Below are 19,400 nucleotides of genomic sequence, written 5' to 3'. Positions count from 1 at the left end.
CAGGTTAAAACCTGGGCCGCAACCGGGGGCAGATAGGGCGAACAGGAAATCACGCCCCAGCTCCGCGCAGCCGATCAGTTACGCTCTTGCCGAAACCCGCCCGTCAGCGACGCCGGGACCCACGGATGTTCCCAGCGCCATATCCGTCAAGGAGTGCCGCTGGTCGCGCGCGGCCGCACGGGGCCGCCGGGACGGAGGTGATCGTGGAGATCCTGCTGCTGGTTACCGCACGCGCAGGCGAACCATCCGCAGTACTGCCGGCACTGGACCTGCTGCCGCACTCGGTGCGCACCGCACCTCGCGACGTCCGTACCCTCGTTGCCGGCCCGAGCCCGGACGCTGTCCTGGTCGACGCCCGGTCCGAGTTGAGCGAGGCGCGGGCCACCTGTCGGATGCTGCACGCGACCGGGCTCGGCGTACCGCTGGTGGCGGTGGTGACCGAGGCCGGGTTGATCGCGTTGAACGCCGACTGGGGGGTCGACGACGTCATCCTCGCCTCCGCCGGTCCCGCCGAGGTCGAGGCCCGGCTGCGGCTGGCGGTCGGCCGACTCAGCAACGCGACCGCCGGGGTGGGCGGTTCCATCCGGGCCGGCGAGCTGATGATCGACCCGGACACCTACGCCGCGAAGCTCAAGGGTCGCCCGCTGGACCTGACCTACAAGGAGTTCGAGCTGCTCAAGTTCCTCGCCCAGCACCCGGGCCGGGTCTTCACCCGGGACCAGTTGCTGCGCGAGGTCTGGGGGTACGACTACTTCGGCGGCACCCGGACGGTCGACGTGCACGTCCGGCGGCTGCGGGCCAAGCTCGGCTCGGAGTACGAGTCGATGATCGGCACGGTGCGCCAGGTGGGCTACAAGTTCGTCGTGCCGTCCTCGCGTGGCTCGCTGTCCGAGGCCACCGACCCGACCTCGCTCGTCGCCCGCCCGGTCACCGTAGAGGGCTAATTCCCTGTACGCCCCTTTTGGGCAACTCGGTAGTCATATCGTGACTGCCGAGTTGGCCAGTGGGAGGGGGCAGCGGTGCGCGGTTACCAGGGCAGCACGGCCCGGATGCTCGGGATCATCACGGTCGTCGTGGCGGCGGTGCTCGGTTCGGCGTACCTGCTGGGTCGGAGCCTGGTCCCCGATCCACCGCGCCGCGGCTCGGGGGTCACCGTCACCGGCGCGGACCATCCCCAGCACGCCGACCAGTCCGCGACCGCCGAGCCCGACCCCGGCCGCGACCAACTGTCGGAGAGCCCTACGGCCGGGGTTCCCGAGGGGTCGGGACAGGACCCGGACTTCGGTCCGATGGGTACCCGGCTGAGCACCGGCACCAACGAGATCGCGCTGACCTTCGACGACGGCCCGCACCCGGACTACACCCCGCAGGTGCTGGCCATCCTGCGCGAGTACCAGATCACGGCCACCTTCTGCGTGGTCGGACAGAACGCCCAGAGCTACCCGTGGCTGGTCCAGCAGATCGTCGCCGAGGGCCACACCCTGTGCAACCACAGTTGGAACCATGACGTGAGCCTGGGCGCCCGGTCACCGGAGTGGATCCGGGACGACCTGCTGCGTACCAATGCCGCGATCCACGCCGCCGTGCCGGAGGAACCGGTCACCTGGTACCGGCAACCCGGTGGGGCCTGGACCTACCCGGTCATCTCCGCCAGCCGGGAACTGGGGATGACCCCCCTGCACTGGACCCTGGACCCCTCGGACTGGCGGGCCCCCGGCGCGGCCACCATCGCCGGGGTGGTGCTGGCGGAGGCCCGACCCGGATCGATCGTGCTGTTGCACGACGCGGGCGGCGACCGGCAGGGCACCGTCGACGCGCTCTACCGGATCCTGCCCGAGTTGACCGCCCGGTTCGACCTCCAGGCCCTGCCGAAGCACGGCCACGGCACCTGAGGGACCTCCCGGGTCTCCCGCCCTCGGCGGATACCGTTTCGATGATGAGTGAGCAGACACAGACCGGCCAACCCGGAACCCAGGTGAGTCGGCTGGACCGGCTCGATGCCACGCAGATCGCCGAGGTCCTGGCCCTGGCCGGGGCCGCCGGCGACACCGACGGCGCCGACCCGCTGGACGAGCAGATTCTGCTCCGGCTCCGCGACGAGCGGGCCCCGGCGATCCACCTGACCGCCCGCGACGCCGACGGGACCTTGACCGGGTACGTCCACCTGGACACCACCGACCCCGGCTCCGGGATCGGGGTGGGGCTGGTCGTGCATCCGGCGTACCGGCGGCAGGGCACCGGGCGGGCCCTGGCCCGGCAGGCGCTGGCCACCGAGGCCCGGCCACTGCGGGTCTGGGCGCACGGCGACCACCCCTCGGCCGCCGCCCTCGCGGTCGACCTCGACTTCCGTCGGGCCCGGGTGCTCTGGCAACTGCGTAGGCCACTGACCGCAGCCCAGCCCGAACCCCGCCTGCCCGAGGGGGTCACCCTGCGCGCCTTCCGCCCTGGCGCGGACGACGAGGCCTGGCTGGCGCTCAACGCCCTGGCCTTCGCCGACCACCCCGAGCAGGGCCGGTGGAGCGCCGAGGACCTGCGGGTACGCCTGGCCGAGCCGTGGTTCGACCCGGCCGGATTCCTGCTGGCGGTGGAGTCGGCGACCGGCCGGCTACGCGGCTTCCACTGGACGAAGGTGCACGAGCGCCCCGGCTCGGCCCGCCTCGGTGAGGTGTACGTGCTGGGGGTGGATCCCTCGGCGCACGGCGGCGGGCTGGGCCGGGCCCTGACCACGGCCGGACTGAACCACCTGCGGGAGCGCGGCCTGGACCGGGTGATGCTCTACGTCGACGAGTCGAACACCGCGGCCATGGCCCTCTACGAGCGGACCGGGTTCGCCCGCTGGTCCGCCCACGTCAACTACCAGCTCGACTGAGCTGGTCTCAGGTCAGGTAGAACCGGGGTCGGTCCGGGTCGGACAGGTCCAACCGGGGCATGATCGCGGTGGCCGCGTCCCGGGCTGAGGCGGCGCGCGCCACCGCCGCCAGGTCCGGGCAGGCGGCCACCTCACTCAGGGTGACCAGGGTGGGCGGCAGCATGGTCAGCTCACCGGCCCTGGCGCGTTCGCAGGCCTCGCCGGGCCGCATCCAGAGGGTGCGGTCGGCCTCCCGGGAGATGTCCCGGGTCCGTTGTCCCTCCGGCAGCAGAGCCACGAAGAAGTACGTGTCGAACCGGCGCGGCTCGAACTCCGGGGTCACCCAGCGGCTCCACGGCAACAGCAGGTCCGACCGGAGGGTCAGCCCACGGCGGGCCAGCAGTTCGGCGAAGCCGGTACGGCGCTGCTCCAGATCGTCGCGGGCGGCTTCCCAGCCCTCGTCGCTGACATCACCGACCACCCGGCTCGGGTCCGGCCCGGCGAGCAGCACCCCGGCCTCCTCGAAGACCTCCCGGGCCGCCGCGCAGACGACCGCCTGGGCGGCGGCCGGGGTCAGGGCCAGGGTTTCCCCCCAACTCGCCGGCTCCGGGCCCGCCCAGTCCACATGAACGGTGGAGTCCGAGGGGTCCACCCCGCCGCCGGGGAAGGCGTACATGCCGCCGAAGGCCATCGCGGCCACCCGACGGATCAGGTACCCCTCGAAGCCCTCCCGGGCCGGGCGCAGCAACAGCACGGTGGCCGCCACCCGGGGTATCGCCGGCCGGTCGCCACTGGTCGAGAAACGGCGAGCATGTTCCACCACCGCGGGCGGGGCCGGGTAGCCACGGTCTTTCGTCATCGCCAGCAGCCTAGCCGGGGCCGGTCTCGACGGATGGATCAGCCGTACGACCCAGTGGTGATCTTCGGTAGCGTCGATCCATGACTCGTTGGGGCATCCTGGCCACCGGCCACATCGCCGCCCGTTTCGCCGAGGACCTCCGGCTGGTGCCGGGGGCCGAACTGGCGGCGGTCGGCTCACGTACCGCCGAGAGCGCGCAGCGCTTCGCCGACCGGCACGGCGCGGCGCGGGCGTACGCCTCCTGGGAGGAGTTGGCCGCCGACACCGACCTGGACGTGATCTACGTGGCCACCCCGCATGTGGCGCACTACGACGCGGCCCGCACCTGCCTGGCCGCCGGGCGTGCGGTGTTGCTGGAGAAGCCGTTCACCCTGGACCTGCCCACCAGCACCGAGCTGGTCGAGACCGCTCGGGCGGCCGGAGTCTTCCTGATGGAAGCGATGTGGATGCGCTGCAACCCCCTCATCCTGCGGGTCTGTGAGCTGATCGCGGAGGGGGCGATCGGGCGGGTGACCAGCGTACGGGCCGACTTCGGCCTGGCCGGGCCCTTCCCGCCGGAGCACCGGATGCGGGCCCGTGCACTGGGCGGTGGCGCCCTGCTGGATCTCGGCATCTATCCGGTGAGCCTGGCCCACCTGCTGCTCGGGGCACCCCAGCAGGTGCGTTCCTGGGCAAAGCTGGGCCCGGAGGGCACCGACGAGAACACCGCCATGATCCTCGGGTACGACTCGGGTGCCGTGGCCACCCTGAGCTGCGGCATCGTCGGTCCCACCGGGGCCGCCGCCTCGATCACCGGCACCGCCGGACGGATCGACCTGCCCGACCCCTTCTTCCGGCCGGCGGCCGTCCAGCTGCACCGGGAGGGTGCCGAGCCGGAGACCCTGGCCGCCGACCTGGTCGGCTCCGGCTACCAGTACGAGGCCATCGAGGTGCAGCGCTGCCTGGCCGAGGGGTTGACCGAGAGCCCGCTGGTGCCGCACTCCGCCACCCTGGAGATCATGGGGCTGCTGGACGAGGTACGGGCCCAGATCGGGGTCTCGTACCTCTGAGTGGGTGTTAAGAAGGGCCCCCTGTACTACGCGAGGCGTTAACAGGGGGCCCTTCCTTACCGCTCAGCTGAACAGGGGGCGGACCAGGAAGTACATCAGGGCGCCGATCGAACCGGCGGCCGGGAAGGTCAGGATCCAGGCACCGACGATGTTGCCGGCCACCCCCCACCGGACGGCGGAGAGCCGCTTGGTGGCGCCGACACCCATGATCGCCGAGGTGATCGTGTGGGTGGTGGAGATGGGGGCGCCGAGGACCAGGGCGTTGAAGTAGAGCACCCCACTGGCCACCGTCTCAGCCGCGAAGCCCTCCGGAGGCCGCAGGTCGATGATCTTCCGACCCAGGGTACGGATGATCCGCCAACCACCGGCGTAGGTACCGGCCGCCAGCACGGCGGCCGAGGTCCAGAAGGCCCACTCCGGAATGTGGGTGGGATCGCTCTGGTAGCCACCGACGAAGAGGGCGAGCACCACGATGCCGATGGTCTTGGCCGCGTCCTGCATGCCGTGACCGACCGACATGGCCGCCGCCGAGGCGGTCTGGGCCCACCGGAAGCCCCGGTTGAGCTTGCCCGGGTGGCCGTTGCGGAACAGCCACTGCACACCGATCATCACGATGTAGCCGAGGATGAAGCCGACCATCGGCGACAGGATCATCGGGATAATCACGCTCTCGCCGATGCCCTTCCAGAGCACCGTGCCACTGGCCGCGACGGTCGAGCCGACCAGACCACCGATCAGGGCGTGCGAGGAGGAGGAGGGCAGGCCGAAGTACCAGGTGATGAGGTTCCAGACGATCGCGCCGATCACCCCGGCGAAGACGATGCCGAGGCTGGACACCCCGGTCGGCAACTCGACCAGGCCGCTACCGACGGTCTTGGCCACCTCGGCGCCGAAGTGGGCGCCGATGAAGTTGCCGATCGCCGCCATGCCCAGGGCTACCCGGGGGGTCAGGGCCCGGGTGGAGATGCTGGTCGCGATGGCGTTGGCGGCGTCGTGGAAGCCGTTGGTGTAGTCGAACACCAGGGCTACCCCGATCACCGCCAGCACCGCGATGAGCTCCGGAGTAACAGTCACCGGATCAGGACTCCTTGACCGCGATGGTCTCGACGGTGTTGGCCACGTGCTCGAAGGCGTCGCAGGCGGCCTCCAGCTCGTCGGCGACCTCCTTCATCTTCAGCACGGTCAGCGCGTCGTACTCACCGGAGAAGAGGCGGACCAGCAGCATCCGGTACGCCTGGTCACCGTCGTTCTCCAGCCGGTTGATCTCGATCCAGTAGTCCTCGAGATCCTTCATCGACTTCAGCCGGGGCATCGCCTCGGCGGTCAGCTTGGCCTGCTGGTCGAGCACGTTCACCAGCTCGTGCATCTCCCGGGGCAGCGACGGCAGCTTGGTCAGCCCGTAGAGGTAGAGCAGGTTGCCCACCGCCTCCAGGTGGTCCATCACGTCGTCGAGCAGGGAGCCGAGTCGGTAGATGTCCTCCCGGTCGAACGGGGTGACGAAGGTCGAGTTGATCTTCTTGTACAGCTCGTGGGTGATCTTGTCGCTGTCGTGCTCGACCTCGGTCAGCCGCTCACTGACCGACTGCACCTCGACATCAGGCAGGGCAAGCTCGTTGAGCAGCTCGGTACCCCGGACCAGGTTCTGCGCGGCCCTGGTGAAGAGCTCGTAGAAGGCGCCCTCGTTGGGGCGGAAGGAAAACCTCACAGCACGGACCTCGTCGTGTCGGCGGAAGGGGTGTCAGCGCGCTGTCCGGCGCCCTGCTGAGGGAATGCTAGGGAACGCCCGGACCCGCGATTCGGCGGCCCACCCCTGGTCAGGTGTCATTCACCGGCCGTTCAACTTCCGTTCACCTTCATCGTTTCCCGCCGTCCCCACCGGTGGGCCTCCAGGTGCCGCCGGAGGCCGAAAGTGAGCGGTGGATACCCGGGAGGAAGGGTGTCGAACGTCTCACGCCGTCGTGCGCCATCGCTGCATCATCACCCGTGGCCGACTGATCCGCTCGGCGTCGGCGAATTTCCCGCCAGGCAAGCCCCGGCCAGGTGCCTTCGCCGAGGTCAGAGCACCAGGGCAAGCCACTTACGATACGAGGTGGCGAAGGGCTCCGTGCCATCGCCCAGAGCGGTGAGCAGCCAACGGGCCGCCGCCTCGGCCTCGACCACGAGATCGTCCGGGTAGCCGAACCGGGCCCGGTGCTCGGCGAACTCGTCCTCGTCGCGCAACTCCACCAGGCCGGTCTCCCGCCGCCGCACCACGTCGAGGTCCAGGTCGACCAGGTGCACGGTGTCCTCCCCCTCCCAGCGGGCCGGGGTGGCGATGTCGCAGTAGACCTCGCTGGTGCGCGGTGGCGGGTTGAACATCGTCGTCCACCAGGCCTGGTGCGGCACCAGCAGGACGAAGGGGATCTGCTCCACCGAGGGGCGACCGTGATAGACCGAACTCGTGCCGGCCGGCACCCCCAACCAGATGCCGAGATCGTCCTCGGTCAGGCGACGGGCCGGATAGTCCCGGTGAGCGCTGCCGTCGTACTTGCGGTAGATCACTCGGACCACGTCGCTCGGCATGATTCGCACCCTAACCGATTACGCCCACGCGGTGCCGTCGGGAAGTTACCGGACGCAAGGGCGATCTCCTGCTCAAGGCGGCGCAACACCACCCGATCGATACGGCCGGCGTCGGTCCCGGCGGGTACCGTGCCACGGTGACCCCGCCCCGCACCTCCTCCGGCTCCGCCTCGACCCGCAGCAGATCCCGTCGATCCGGTGACCGCCCGGGTGGCGCCGAGTTGTTGGCCGCCGCGGTCGGCGCGGTGCCCGGTGGCAGCGCCCGGCCGGGCCAGCAGCAGATGGCCGCGGCGATCGAGGAGTGTGTGGCCTCCGGTGAGCACCTGCTGGTGCAGGCCGGCACCGGCACCGGCAAGTCGCTGGCGTACCTCGCTCCCGCCCTAACGGTCGACGGCCCGGTGGTGATCTCCACCGCCACCCTGGCCCTGCAGTCCCAACTGGTCGAGCACGACCTGCCCCGGCTGGCCGACGCGGTCGAGCCCCTGCTGAAGCGCCGCCCGACCTACGCCGTGCTCAAGGGCCGACACCACTACCTCTGCCTGGCCCGGCTGGAGAACTCGACCGAGGACGAGCCGGCGGACACCCTCTTCGACGCACCGGCCGAGCGGCCGGGCGGGGGCACCCGGTGGCTGGGTGAGGCGGGGCGACTCGGCAAGCAGATCCAACGCCTGCGGGACTGGGCCCTGGAGACCGACACCGGCGACCGGGACGAACTGGATCCGGGCGTCGACGACCAGGCCTGGCGGCTGGTCTCCATGCCGGCCCGGGAGTGTGTGGGGGCCGGCCGCTGCCCATACGGTGCGGAATGCTTCGCGGAGGCTTCCCGGGCCCGGGCCCGGGAAGCCGACGTCGTGGTGACCAACCACAGCCTGCTAGCGGTCGACATGCTCGCCGGGCGGCACATCGTCCCCCCGCACCGGCTGCTGGTCGTCGACGAGGCCCACGAGTTGGCCGACCGGGTCTCCTCGGCCGCCCAGGCGGAGCTGACCCCGGAACTGATCGACCGGTCCGCCCGCCGGGCCCGTCCGTTGCTGCGTCCGGAGACGGCCGAGGCGCTGACCGAGGCCGGTGACGCCTTGGCGGTCGGGCTGGCCGAGGCTCCGGTGGGCCGGCTCACCGGCGGCCTGCCGAGCCCGTTGCAGCAGGCGTGCACCCTGCTGGACTCCGCTACCCGGGCCGCCCTGGACGCCATCGGCGAGATCAAGGCGGACGACCCAGACCCGGTACGCAAGCAGCAGGCCAAGGCCGTCCTGGACGAGTTGTCCACCACCGCCCAGCGGCTGCTGGAGGAGGCCGACCACGACGTCGCCTGGGTGGAACGCAACGACAACACCGGCCGGCGGGCCCTGGTGGTAGCCCCCCTCTCGGTCGCCGGCACCCTGGCCACCCACCTCTACGACGAACGGACCGTGGTGGCCACCTCGGCCACCCTGGCGTTGGGGGGTCGCTTCGACACGGTGGCCCGGGCCCTGGGCCTTGAGGCGCCGACCCCCAGCCCGCCCTCACCGGCCGCGGAGGCGCTGGCCGCCGCCACCGTCCGGCCGGGCGGCACCGCACCGACCCCGGGCGGCAGCGGCGTCCAGGCCCCGCGCCAGTACGCCGACTCGGGGCCGGGTTGGCGTTCCCTGGATGTCGGTTCCCCGTTCGACTACCCCCGGCAGGGGATCCTCTACGTGGCCGCGCACCTGCCTCGCCCCAGCGTCTCCGGGCTACCGGACGCCGCCGGGGAGGAGTTGCTGGAACTGGTCACCGCCCTGGGTGGTCGTACCCTCGGGTTGTTCTCCTCCCGGCGGGCCGCCACCCAGGCCGCGGAGCTGGTGCGGGCCCGCACCGACCTGCCGGTGCTGTTGCAGGGCGAGGAGGCCCTGCCGCTGCTGGTCCGCCGGTTCCGTCAGGAGCAGGCGAGCTGCCTGTTCGGGGTGATGTCCCTGTGGCAGGGGGTGGACGTGCCCGGTGACTCCTGTCAACTGGTGGTGATCGACCGGCTGCCCTTCCCCCGGCCCGACGAGCCGCTGGCCGCCGCTCGGGCGGCGGCCGTGGACGCTCAGGGCGGGTCGGGTTTCGCCGCGGTCAGCGTGCCGATCGCCGCGGTCCGGCTGGCCCAGGGGGTCGGGCGGCTGATCCGGGCCTCCGGCGACCGGGGGGTGGTGGCCGTGCTGGACTCGCGGTTGGAGACCGCTCGCGGTTACGGCCCCTTCCTGCGCCGGTCGCTGCCCCCCTTCTGGTACACCACCCGCCGCGAGGTGGTCCGTGGCGCCCTGGCCCGGTTGGCCGACAGCTGACGGGTCAGGGGGCGCGGGCGGCGACGACGACCGCGTCCGGCGGGGTGTCCGGCACGGTACGGGCGGCGAGGCGACGTACCGCGGTGTTGAGCACCGCGATCAGCGGGACCGCGACCAGGGCGCCGGTGATCCCGGCGAGCACGACACCGGCGGCCAACCCGATGATCACCGCCAGGGGGTGGATGGCCACCGCCCGGCCCATGATCAACGGCTGGAGGATGTGCCCCTCGACCTGCTGCACCCCGATCACCACACCCAGGATGATCAACGCGGTGACCGGGCCGCTGTCGACGAGGGCCACCAGCACGGCCACCCCGCCGGAGAGGGTCGCACCGATGATCGGGATGAAGGCACCCAGAAAGACCAGGGCGGCCAGCGGGAAGGCGAACGGGATGTCGAAGATGACCAGGAAGATGCCGATGCCCACGGCGTCGATGAAGGCGACCAGCACGGTGGCCCGCACGTAGGCGACCAGGGTGGCCCAGGCGGCCCGCCCGGCGTCGTCGACCTTCCAGCGGGCGGCCACCGGCAGCAGCCGGACCACGAAACGCCAGATCATGTTGCCGTCACGCAGAAAGAAGAAGGCCGCGAACAGCACCAGCACCGTACCGGTCAGCACCTCGGCCAGGGTGCTGGCGGTGGAGAGGGCGCCGCTGGTGAACTGCTCGGTGTTGTTGTTGACCCACTGCTGGGCCTCTTCCAGATAGCGGTCGAGGTCGTTGTCCGACAGGTGCAGCGGCCCGGTCTTCAACCAGTCCTGGATCTGTTGCAGGCCCTGGCTCGACTTGGCGGCCAGCTCCGGCACGCCCTTGATGAACTCGTTCACCACCAGGGTCAGGGTGCCGATCACCGCGCCGAGCCCGGCGACCAGCACCACGGCGGTGGCCAGCGACTTCGGCAATCGGGCCCGCAGCAGCCAGCCCACCGCCGGGGCCAGCAAGGCCGACAGCAGCATCGCCACCGCCAGCGGAATGATCACGATGCTGATGGTGCTGACCAGCTTCACCAGCGCCCAGAACACCACCCCGACGACGATCAGCCGCCACGACCAGGCGGCGGCGATGCGCAGGGCGTGCGGCACGTCCGCGTCGTCCCGGCTGGAGGTGGAGTGGTGCAGGGCCGGGCCGGGTTCCGCCCCGACCACGGTGGCCGCCGGCGGCGCCACCGGGCCCGGTTCCTCCGGGGAGGCCGTCCGGGCCGGTTCGGGCACGTAGGGCGGGGTGTTGCGCGCGGCACGGACCGAGTCCCGGCCCGACTCGTAGGCGCGGCGCAGCCGCCCGCGTAACCGCTCGAATCGGCTCAAGCGCACCTCCCGGCATGATTCGGCCCGCAACGGCGCCAGGGCGGACAGGATACGCCCGAAGACGCGACGGTAGGCCAGGTTTCCACCCCACATTGCCCCGCCGACGGTCCGGTGAATCGCAGACCACCGGCGGCTTGCCGGAAAGGACACGGTAGCGTCTGCGGCGTGACAGCCGACCAGAACATCGACTCCGGCCTGCCCATCCGGCTGCTGCATGACCGCGTCCTGGTGCGGGTGGAGGGAAGCGAGGGTGAGCGGCGCTCGACCGCCGGCATCGTGATCCCGGCCACCGCGGCCGTCGGCAAGCGCCTGGCCTGGGCCACCGCGGTGGGAGTCGGGCCGAACGTACGCTCCATCGTCTCCGGCGACCGGGTGCTCTTCGACCCCGACGACCGTTCCGAGGTCGAGTTGCACGGGCGCGGATACGTGCTGCTGCGCGAGCGTGACGTGCACGCGGTGGCCGCCGAACGGATCGAGGAGAACGGCACCGGGCTCTACCTCTGAGCCAGGGCCCGTCCCGGCCGGTGGCTTGCGCCCCGGCATCGCAGTGAGACCCCCAGTGCCGTTTGCCGCGCTCCCCGGCGGGAAGCCAGCCGCACCACCGGCCCTGGGGAGGGACGATGCCGGTATTTGTCAAGAAGGTGCTGGCCTGGGGAAGCCTGGCGTTCCTGATCTACTTCATGGCCTTCCGGCCCGAGGGTGCGGCGCAGATGTTCAAGGCGATCGGCGGTGCCCTGGTGATGATGGCCCAGGGGTTCGGCGACTTCCTGACCAGCCTGATGACCTGACCGCCCCGCAGGCCCTGACGAACCGCTCAGTACCGCGGTGGCCAGGGTGCCGGCGGGCGGGGCCCGTACCAGCCCGGCGGGGGATGGTGCGGGTAGGGCGGCGGGGGCGGGGGTGCGGCCAGCACTACCGGGATCGGGACCACCGGATCCTCCGGGGCCGGCACCACCCGCTGTGACCCGTCCGGGAACCGCAGGTGGTAGCGGTGGCCGTCCCAGACGCCGACCGGTGCCTGCGGGTCCCGCCCCACGAAGAACGACCGGTACGCGCTGATCGAGTCCAGCAGCTCCCGTTCCTCCCGCGCCGTCCGCTCCCGATCGGCGGGTTTGCGATCCAGCCCGCGCAGGGCACCGTCGCGCAGCAGGGCCAGCCGGGTGGCCGCGAACTGGTAGCCCCGCATGGCGCGCAACCCGGCGTCACCGGCCACCCGGCGGGCCCAGGCCCGGGCCGCGTGTCGCCGACCTAGGCTGCTCAACGCCGCCACCTCCGGCGGAGTCAGCCAGCCGGCGCGGACGTAGTCCGGCAGGATCCGCTCGGTCAGGCGGCCCTCCCAGGCCCGCAGCCACACCGCCAGGCCGACCATGCCGAAGAAGATCGGCACCATCACCCCGACGAACCCGAACAGGGAGATCAGCACCTGGCCGGTGGCCTGGGTGAGGGTCGGGATCAGGTTCCAGGCCCCGTGCAGCATCATCGCCAGCAGCAGACCGGCGATCGGGGCCAGCACCCGGACCCGCCGGTCCGCGGTACGCGCGGCGATGCCCAGCCCGATACCGGTCATCGCGGTGAACAGGGGATGGGCGAAGCCGAACAGCAGGATCCGGACGATGAAGATGGCGATCACCTGCTGCGCCCCGGTGGCCGGGCCGTACTGTTCCGCGCCGGAGGCGTACCCGTGCCCGCCCAGGTAGAGGATGTTCTCCACCATCGCGAACCCGAGCGCGGACAACCCGCAGTAGACCAGGCCGTCGGTGATCCCGGACCACTCCCGACGCCGGAACACCAGCAGCAGGATCGGGGCGATCGCCTTGGTCAACTCCTCGATGAAGGGGGCGACCAGCACGGCGGTGAGCGCCACCGGCAGGCCCTGATCCTCGAACCACCCGGCGGCGGTCTCGTTGACCAGCAGGGATGCCGCGGTGGAGACGAAGGCACCCCAGCCGAAGCAGAAGATCAGGTATTTCAGCGGCTCCGGTTCGTACCGGTCCAGCCAGAGGAAGCAGGCCACCAGCACCGGAACCGGCAGAATCGCGGCGGCGGTGCCGATCAGCAACGCCTCCGGGCCCAGGTTGGTGCCGAGGGTGAAGAGCATGAAGATCGCGCAGGCCGCGATCAGCAGGATCGCCCCGCTCAGCACCAGGGCACGCCGCCAACCCAGCCGGCGGCGCGGCATTCCGGTCGCCCCGAAGCCGCCGGGCGGTGCGACGGGCACGGGCGGCGACGGCGGCAGGGGCCCGCCGGACGGGGTGTCGGCCATGCGGTCAGCGTAGTCATCCCCGGCTCGCCCCACCGGGCGCATCGGCGGCAACGAGGGCCACCAGCGTGCTCACCCGACCGGCGGGGCGGTGGAGGGGTTCGTCGTGGGCCGAGGGCCGGGCGGTGCGCCGGGCCGGTCGATCTCGCCGAAGGACTGCCGGACCAGCTGGTTCGCCTCCTCCTGGCTGATCCCGGAGGTCACCATCAGGTCACTGGCGGTGGTACGGACCTGGGCCACCACCACGCTGCCGGAGAAGCCGACCCCCGCGGCGTACGCCTGACCGGCCTCGCTGACCGCGCGCAGGGACCACTCCCGGGCGTACTGGGGCTCATGGCCCTGGGCGAACTCGCGCTTGAGCAGGCGAACCGCCTCCGCTAGACGGGTGATCGCCTGAGGCAACGGCTCCGGAACGGGTTCGTCGTCCTCCAGCAGGGTGACCGCGCGCCGGATCAGGGTGCCGCTGTTGCGCATCGTCCGGTCGATCGGGTCACCCGACTCGGCATAGTGGGTGAGTTCACCCCGCCGGTGCCAACGCGCCGGGGAGAGGGTGGCGGTCTCCTTGGCCCCCTGGATCGCCTCGTTGAGGGTGGCCAACTCGTCCTTGTTGTTGCGCAGCCGCTCCATCGCCGCCTGGATCTTCTCCCGGTCCCGCTCGCGCAGCCCCTCGGCGGTGGCATCGAGTTGGTCGGCCAGCAGGTCCAGGGCGGGCCGGGCGGCCCGGTTGAGCACCCGCAACGGATTGAGTGGCAGCAGAATCGCGGTGACCAGCAAGGCGACCCCGCCGCCGACGAAGGCGTCGACGAATCGGGGCACCTCCAGGGCTTCGACCGTCGGGCTGAGGGTCACGATCAGCACTGCGGTGGCCGCCGCCTGGATGACGATGCCGACGCTGCCCCCGGCGAAGATGGTCAGCAGGATGGCCACGGTGACGACCAGGCTGAGCTGCCAGGGGCCGGTGCCGAGAAAGTGGACCAGCACATCACCGATCGCCACCCCGGCCGCCACCCCGGTGATCAGCTCCAGGGTCCGCCGGAACCGCTGCCCGACGGACGCGGCCAGGGTGCCCACCGCGGCGATCGGGGCGAAGACCGGCTGCGGGTGGCCCAGCACCTCATGCGCGGCGATCCAGCTAAGCCCGGCCGCCAGACCCGCCTGGACGGCCAGGCCGAGCGCCATCCGGACTCGGTGCACCCGGTCGCTGAGGGTCGCCCTGCCCCGTTGGCGCACCTGGGCCACGGCCTCGGACACCCGCGCCGAGTCCCCGTCGAGCAGCCTCTTGCGCATCCGGTCGCGGCGCACCAGCCGAAATCGTCGCTCCCGGGCCACCACCATGGCCGCGTCTACCCGCGCTGGGTGGGGACAATCCTCGGCGTTACCGCCGGCCCCGGCCCCGGCCCCGGTACGGCAGACTGGCCCGGTGGTCGAGTTGATCGAACGGTGGCGGAGGGCCACCCGGGGCGCCGGGGCCACCGACCCGGCCGCGATCGAGGCGACCGGTGCCGAACTGCTGCAACGGTGGCGGGAGCCGCACCGGCACTACCACACGGTCAGCCACCTGACCGCTGTGCTCGATGTCGTCGACCGGTACGCCTCCGAGGGGTCGCGGCCGGACCTGGTCCGGCTGGCCGCCTGGGGTCATGACGCGGTGTACGACCCAAGGGCGGCCGGTGACCGCAACGAACGCGACAGCGCCGATCTGGCCGGGGTGCTGCTGGCCCGCACCGGACTGCCCGAACCCGAGGTGGCCGAGGTGCGCCGGCTGATCATGCGCACCGCCGGGCACCAGGTGGACCCGGCGGACCCCGACGGGGTGCTGCTCTGCGACGCCGACCTGGCCGTGTTGGCCGCACCCGCACCGGAGTACGACCGGTACGCGGCCGCCATCCGCCGGGAGTACGCCCACGTGCCCCGGGAGGCGTACCGGATCGGTCGGGCCCAGTTGCTCGGCAACCTGCTGGCCCTGCCTACCCTCTTCCGTCTCCCTGCGCCGGCCGCCCGGTGGGAACCGCAGGCCCGGGCCAACCTGACCCGAGAGCTGACCGCGCTGAGGGAGCGGGTACGCCTCGCCTGACCGGCTGGGCGGGCACCCGGTGCAGGTGTTTGGGGCGGCGGAGGTTCGCGGCGTACAGCAGGCGGACCAGATCCCGGCTGGGCCGCACCTGCGCCCCCAGCCAGACCGCCATGTCGAATCGCTCGGCGGGGATGTCGTAGTGATCGCGGTCGAAGCCGCGCCGGGGTGCGCCCAGCGCCTCGGCGAACGCGTGCAGCTCGGCCAGGGAGAGGTCACTGATCAGGTGGGACCAGAGCCGACCGCGTGCCGGCCAGGCGGGCCGGTCCAGGTAGATCACGCCCGCCACCGTACCGGGTGCGGGACGGCCGGTTGATGATCACCGACGACCGGTCGTAGCCTCGGCGACATGGCCACCTCCCCCCTCCTGGAAGACCTGCGTACCGCCCTGGGGCCGGACGCGGTGCTCACCGACCCCGACCTGCTGCGTGGGTACGAACGGGACGAGGCCGACCTGTGCGTCGCCGGCACCCCCCTGGTGGTCACCCGCCCCCGCAGCACCGAGCAGGTGGCCGCCGTGGTCCGGGCGGCCGGGCGGTACGGCGTACCGGTGGTGCCGCAGGGGGCACGGACCGGGCTGGCCGGGGCGGCCAACGCGGTCGACGGCGCGGTCGTGCTCAGCACCACCGCGATGAACGCCATCCTGGAGATCGACCCGGTGAGCCGGATCGCGGTGGTCCAGCCCGGGGTGGTCAACGCGGCCCTCAGCGCGGCCGTGGCCGAGCAGGGGTTGTGGTATCCGCCGGATCCGGGCTCCTGGGAGTCCTCCACCATCGGCGGCAATGTGGCCACCAACGCGGGCGGGATGTGCTGCGTCAAGTACGGCGTCACCACGGAGTACGTGCTCGGCCTGGAGGTGGTGCTGGCCTCCGGCGAGGTGCTGCGCACCGGGCGGCGTACCGCCAAGGGGGTGGCCGGGTACGACCTGACCCGGCTGTTCGTGGGCTCCGAGGGCACCCTGGGCGTGATCACCGAGGTGACCCTGGCTCTGCGGCCCGCCCCGGCGGCCTCGCTGACCCTGGTGGCTGTCTTCGGCTCGACCGGCGCGGCCGGTGAGGCGGTGGCCCGGATCGCCGCCCAGGGCCTCTCCCCCAGCCTGCTGGAACTGCTCGACCGCACCCATCTGGTGGCGATCGAGGCGTACCGGCCGATGGGGTTGCGCACCGACGCCGAGGCGCTGCTGCTGGCCGCCGCGGACACCGGCCCCCGGGCCGCCGAGGACCTGGCCGAACTGGCCGCGGTCTGCACGGCGGCCGGTGCCGAGCAGGTGTACGCGGCCACCGACGCGACCGAGGCCGCCGCCCTGTTGCAGGCCCGCCGGCTGGCCCATCCGGCGATGGAGAAGTACGCCGCCGAGGTCTACCCGGGCGGCAACGGCGGACTGATCATCGACGACGTGGCAGTGCCCCGGGCTGCCCTGGCCGCCCTCCTCGACGGGGTGTCCCGGATCGCGGCCGAGTGCGCGGTGCCGATCGGGGTGGTCGGCCACGCCGGGGACGGCAACATGCACCCCAACATCGTGGTGGACCGGGCCGACCCGGCCAGCCTGGAACGCGGCCGGCGGGCCTTCGACGAGATCATGCGCCTGGGCCTGGACCTCGGCGGCACCTGCACCGGGGAGCACGGGGTCGGCCTGCTCAAGCGGGACTGGCTGGCCCGCGAGATCGGGCCGGTGGGGGTACGGGTGCACCAGGCGATCAAGTCTGCCCTGGACCCGGCCGGTCTGCTCAACCCCGGCAAGGTGCTCTGAGCCTCAGGGCGAGGTGAGCTGGGCGGGGGTGTTCTGGGTGAGCAGCAGCAGGATCTCCTCCGCCACCGGGGGGCGCTCCTCCCCGGGGCAGTCCTGAGAGGTGATCAACCCGGAGGTGGTCAGCAGGCTGGAGGTCAGGGCCCCGATGCAGGTGACCTTGTAGCCGCGCGCCTCGTCGGTCTCCATCACCAGCGCCGGATCGGCCAGCAGGAGTTGCAGCCGCTCCGAATGCTCCTGACTCAGGATGCCCGTGGAGGTCACCCCGTCGCCCGCGCAGTCGACACACTCCCAGCGCCCGTCCGGCTCCACGTTCAGGGTGCGCAGTGGGCCGTCCGTGCCCTCGTTCTGCAACAGGCTGACCCGCTGCTTGCCGCTGGTGGCGGAGCCCGCCCCGCCGGCCGCCGCCGATTGGCGTTGGTCGCCGAACGGGGCACACCCGACGAGGGCGACCGCCAACAGGGCGGAGGCGGAGCCGGTAGCCAACCGTGACCAGGAAAGCGCCATCACGCGCGGAACTTACCCCACCGTAGGTAGCGCGCGTAACCCGTCAGGTGGACATCCGCCGTGAACACTGCCCTAAATGGACTCCTCAGCGGGCCAGCCCGGCATCGTCGACACCTCGGTCTGCGGCGTAGCCTCGCACGTCCGGGGCACCCAGCAGAGCCGCGTCGGCAGTCGCGTCGTCCGGCATCAACTGCGACTGCCGCTCCGCCATCACCCGGGCCCGGTAATGCGCCACCTCCCGGGCCCGCCGGTCGGCGTCCCACCCCAGCACGGCGCCCATCAACTCGGCCGCGTGCTCGGCCGACTCCAGCCCCCGGTGGGTGGTCTCGAAGGAGATCCGGGTACGCCGGGTCAGCACGTCCTCCAGGTGCAACGCACCCTCGGCCCGGGCCGCGTAGGTCACCTCGGCCGCCAGATACTCCGGTGCCCCCGCCAACGGGGAGGCCAGCAGGGGATCGGCGTCGATCAGGGCCAGCAGGTCCAGGGTCAGGCTGCCGTAGCGTTCCAGCAGGTGCTCCACCACACCGACCGGCAGCCCGTGCCGGCGGGCCAGGTCGGCCCGGTCCCGCCACATGGCCGCGTACCCGTCGGCACCTAGCAACGGCAGATCAGCCGTACGCGAGGGCCGCTGCCAACCGAGCCGGCGGACCGCCCGGTCGACCACGTCGGCGGCCATCACCCGGTAGGTCGTGTACTTGCCCCCGGCGACCAGCAGCAGGCCGAGCATCGGTTCGATGACGGCGTGCTCCCGGGAGAGCTTGGAGGTGGAGTCCGCCTCGCCGGCCAGCAGCGGACGCAGCCCGGCGTAGACCCCCTCGATGTCGGCCGTGGTCAGCGGCCGGTCCAGCACGGTGTTGACCTGCCGCAGCAGGTATTCGATGTCGCTGGCGGAGGCCGCCGGATGGGAACGGTCCAGCCGCCAGTCGGTGTCCGTGGTCCCGATGATCCAGTGCCCACCCCAGGGGATGACGAACAGCACGCTGGTCGCCGTGCGCAGGATCAACCCGGTGTCTCCGGTGATCGCCGAGCGGGGCACCACCAGGTGCACCCCCTTGGAGGCCCGTACCCGGATGCCCGGCCGCAGCCCGACGTCGTTGAGCATCCGGGACATGTCGTCGGTCCACACCCCGGTGGCGGCGATCACCGACCGGGCCTGCACCTCGAACTCCGCCTCCGGGGAACCCTCCGGTGCCTCCAGGTCACGCACCCGGACCCCGGTGACCTCCCGGGCCTGCCGGATCAGCCCGACCGCCCGGGCACTGCTCACCACGGTCGCGCCCATGCTGGCGGCCGTACGGGCCAGGGTGACCACCAACCGGGCGTCGTCCACCTGCCCGTCGTAGTAGCGGATCGCCCCGGCCAGCCCCTCGGCCCGCAGACTGGGGAAGACCCGGCGGGCCCCCTCCCGGCTCAGATGCCGGTGCAGGGGCATCCCCCGGCCACCACCGAACAGACCCGCGAAGGCGTCGTACGCGGCCACCCCGGCGCCGTAGTAGGCCCGTCGGATGATCCGGGCGGGCAGACCGCGTACGCCCTCGGCGGCGGGCAGCGGCACCAGGAAGGGCACCGGGCGGACCAGGTGCGGCGCCAACCGGGTGGCCAGCAGTCCCCGCTCGGTCAACGCCTCGTGCACCAGGTGGAGCTCCAACTGCTCCAGGTAGCGCAGGCCACCGTGGATCAGTTTGCTGGACCGGCTGGAGGTGCCGGCCGCGAAGTCCCGTGCCTCCACCAGGGCGACCTTCAGCCCTCGGGAGGCGGCGTCGACGGCCGCCCCCGCCCCGGTCACACCCCCGCCGATTACCAGCACATCGAAGCGTTCACCCCGCAGCCGACGCAGGTCATCAGCCCGGCGGGAGGAGGAGAGTTGCCCGGCGACGGATCGCGGAAGGTGTGGATCGCGCATCGCTCCACG

19 protein-coding genes are annotated in these 19,400 nt (G+C 72.0%); 9 read left to right on the top strand and 10 right to left on the bottom strand.

What is annotated here, in order from left to right; genetic code table 11:
• Positions 1-203 precede the first annotated feature (203 nt).
• From ABZ795_RS12740 to mshD, 3 genes are all read left to right on the top strand, one after another.
• The gene (locus ABZ795_RS12740; protein WP_327023883.1) at positions 204-944 is read left to right on the top strand and encodes a response regulator transcription factor; all 741 of its coding nucleotides are present in this window, start codon (positions 204-206) and stop codon (positions 942-944) included.
• Between the two features lie 105 nt (positions 945-1,049).
• Positions 1,050-1,892, top strand: a complete 843-nt coding sequence (locus ABZ795_RS12735) for a polysaccharide deacetylase family protein (protein ID WP_327027399.1) — start codon at positions 1,050-1,052, stop codon at positions 1,890-1,892.
• 44 nt (positions 1,893-1,936) lie between these two features.
• Positions 1,937-2,869: a mycothiol synthase gene (gene mshD, locus ABZ795_RS12730; protein WP_327023882.1), complete on the top strand. Its 933-nt coding sequence runs from the start codon at positions 1,937-1,939 to the stop codon at positions 2,867-2,869.
• Positions 2,870-2,876: 7 nt separating this feature from the next.
• Here the strand turns inward: mshD and ABZ795_RS12725 are convergent, their stop codons facing one another.
• Positions 2,877-3,707: an NUDIX hydrolase gene (locus ABZ795_RS12725; RefSeq protein ID WP_357530407.1), complete on the bottom strand. Its 831-nt coding sequence runs from the start codon at positions 3,705-3,707 to the stop codon at positions 2,877-2,879.
• Positions 3,708-3,787: 80 nt separating this feature from the next.
• Between ABZ795_RS12725 and ABZ795_RS12720 the strand changes: the two genes are divergently transcribed.
• Positions 3,788-4,756, top strand: a complete 969-nt coding sequence (locus ABZ795_RS12720; RefSeq protein ID WP_357530406.1) for a Gfo/Idh/MocA family oxidoreductase — start codon at positions 3,788-3,790, stop codon at positions 4,754-4,756.
• Between the two features lie 63 nt (positions 4,757-4,819).
• Here ABZ795_RS12720 and ABZ795_RS12715 read toward each other — a convergent pair whose 3' ends face one another.
• From ABZ795_RS12715 to ABZ795_RS12705, 3 genes are all read right to left on the bottom strand, one after another.
• Positions 4,820-5,830, bottom strand: coding sequence for an anion permease (locus ABZ795_RS12715; protein WP_327023879.1), 1,011 nt, complete (start codon positions 5,828-5,830; stop codon positions 4,820-4,822).
• A 4-nt stretch (positions 5,831-5,834) separates the two neighbouring features.
• A complete protein-coding gene (locus ABZ795_RS12710; RefSeq protein ID WP_327023877.1) occupies positions 5,835-6,461 on the bottom strand; it encodes a DUF47 family protein in 627 nt (208 codons plus the stop codon).
• A gap of 350 nt (positions 6,462-6,811) precedes the next feature.
• Positions 6,812-7,318 (bottom strand): DUF402 domain-containing protein, encoded by a 507-nt coding sequence (locus tag ABZ795_RS12705; RefSeq protein ID WP_327023876.1) that lies wholly within the window; start codon positions 7,316-7,318, stop codon positions 6,812-6,814.
• A gap of 137 nt (positions 7,319-7,455) precedes the next feature.
• On the opposite strand from ABZ795_RS12705, the gene ABZ795_RS12700 reads away from it, so the two are divergent.
• Positions 7,456-9,600, top strand: a complete 2,145-nt coding sequence (locus ABZ795_RS12700; RefSeq protein ID WP_357530405.1) for an ATP-dependent DNA helicase — start codon at positions 7,456-7,458, stop codon at positions 9,598-9,600.
• A 4-nt stretch (positions 9,601-9,604) separates the two neighbouring features.
• Here ABZ795_RS12700 and ABZ795_RS12695 read toward each other — a convergent pair whose 3' ends face one another.
• Complete coding sequence (locus ABZ795_RS12695; protein WP_357530477.1) at positions 9,605-10,954, bottom strand: AI-2E family transporter; 1,350 nt, start codon at positions 10,952-10,954, stop codon at positions 9,605-9,607.
• Between the two features lie 114 nt (positions 10,955-11,068).
• On the opposite strand from ABZ795_RS12695, the gene ABZ795_RS12690 reads away from it, so the two are divergent.
• Positions 11,069-11,407, top strand: a complete 339-nt coding sequence (locus ABZ795_RS12690) for a co-chaperone GroES (RefSeq protein WP_357530404.1) — start codon at positions 11,069-11,071, stop codon at positions 11,405-11,407.
• 116 nt (positions 11,408-11,523) lie between these two features.
• Complete coding sequence (locus ABZ795_RS12685) at positions 11,524-11,691, top strand: hypothetical protein (protein ID WP_013736159.1); 168 nt, start codon at positions 11,524-11,526, stop codon at positions 11,689-11,691.
• Between the two features lie 26 nt (positions 11,692-11,717).
• On the opposite strand, the gene ABZ795_RS12680 is transcribed toward ABZ795_RS12685, so the two are convergent.
• Entirely contained in the window at positions 11,718-13,208 is a 1,491-nt protein-coding gene (locus ABZ795_RS12680; protein ID WP_357530403.1) for a PrsW family intramembrane metalloprotease, read from the bottom strand.
• A 27-nt stretch (positions 13,209-13,235) separates the two neighbouring features.
• On the bottom strand, positions 13,236-14,450 hold the full coding sequence (locus tag ABZ795_RS12675; protein ID WP_357530476.1) for an FUSC family protein: 1,215 nt from the start codon (positions 14,448-14,450) through the stop codon (positions 13,236-13,238).
• A gap of 133 nt (positions 14,451-14,583) precedes the next feature.
• Here ABZ795_RS12675 and ABZ795_RS12670 point away from each other — a divergent pair, with 133 nt between their 5' ends.
• The gene (locus tag ABZ795_RS12670) at positions 14,584-15,237 is read left to right on the top strand and encodes a metal-dependent phosphohydrolase (RefSeq protein ID WP_357530402.1); all 654 of its coding nucleotides are present in this window, start codon (positions 14,584-14,586) and stop codon (positions 15,235-15,237) included.
• On the opposite strand, the gene ABZ795_RS12665 is transcribed toward ABZ795_RS12670, so the two are convergent.
• A complete protein-coding gene (locus ABZ795_RS12665) occupies positions 15,131-15,514 on the bottom strand; it encodes a DUF4031 domain-containing protein (protein WP_357530401.1) in 384 nt (127 codons plus the stop codon). The genes ABZ795_RS12670 and ABZ795_RS12665 overlap by 107 nt on opposite strands.
• A 69-nt stretch (positions 15,515-15,583) precedes the next feature.
• On the opposite strand from ABZ795_RS12665, the gene ABZ795_RS12660 reads away from it, so the two are divergent.
• Positions 15,584-16,984 carry an FAD-linked oxidase C-terminal domain-containing protein gene (locus tag ABZ795_RS12660; protein WP_357530400.1) on the top strand — a complete coding sequence of 467 codons (1,401 nt, stop codon included), beginning with the start codon at positions 15,584-15,586 and terminating at the stop codon, positions 16,982-16,984.
• A gap of 3 nt (positions 16,985-16,987) precedes the next feature.
• On the opposite strand, the gene ABZ795_RS12655 is transcribed toward ABZ795_RS12660, so the two are convergent.
• Positions 16,988-17,488, bottom strand: coding sequence for a hypothetical protein (locus ABZ795_RS12655; protein ID WP_327027394.1), 501 nt, complete (start codon positions 17,486-17,488; stop codon positions 16,988-16,990).
• A gap of 85 nt (positions 17,489-17,573) precedes the next feature.
• Positions 17,574-19,391 (bottom strand): glycerol-3-phosphate dehydrogenase/oxidase, encoded by a 1,818-nt coding sequence (locus tag ABZ795_RS12650; protein WP_357530399.1) that lies wholly within the window; start codon positions 19,389-19,391, stop codon positions 17,574-17,576.
• Between the last annotated feature and the right edge of the window lie 9 nt (positions 19,392-19,400).

Source organism: Micromonospora sp. NPDC047134 (assembly GCF_040643455.1).
Classification (GTDB): Bacteria; Actinomycetota; Actinomycetes; order Mycobacteriales; family Micromonosporaceae; genus Micromonospora.
Note: the sequence above shows the minus strand (reverse complement) of the source record. Positions and strands in the feature narration are given on the sequence as shown.